Source organism: Faecalibacterium sp. DFI.5.82 (assembly GCF_029076575.1).
GTDB classification, from domain to species: domain Bacteria; phylum Bacillota; class Clostridia; order Oscillospirales; family Ruminococcaceae; genus Faecalibacterium; species Faecalibacterium duncaniae.
Genome location: NZ_JARFIS010001085.1, coordinates 1 through 290 on the forward strand (window position 1 = coordinate 1; position 290 = coordinate 290).

Here is a 290-nt window from a genome sequence, read left to right on the forward strand (position 1 = left end):
GGATGGTATCCGTCTCGATCTCTCGCTCCATAAAGTGGCTCAGGTTGTCGGTGCCGCAGACCACGGTGTCCACGCCTAAGGTGTGCAGCAGCTCCCGGTTCTTGGGGTAAGAGGCCCGGGCCACGGTGCGGTCCACGCCGAACTCCCGCTTGGCAATCTGGCAGGCCACGAGGTTGTCCTCGTCCGAGCCGGTCACGGCCACAAAAGCGTTGCAGCTGCCAACATCGGCGGTGCGCAGGGTGTCCACGCTGATGGACATCCCCGTGATCTGCGGCGATTCCATCAGCGTG

The 290-nt window shown here is 63.8% G+C and carries 1 protein-coding gene; it reads right to left on the reverse strand.

The features are described from left to right. Positions 1-290 (reverse strand): NAD-binding protein (locus P0G09_RS20260; protein WP_275253577.1); only part of this gene is annotated, 290 nt, incomplete at both ends.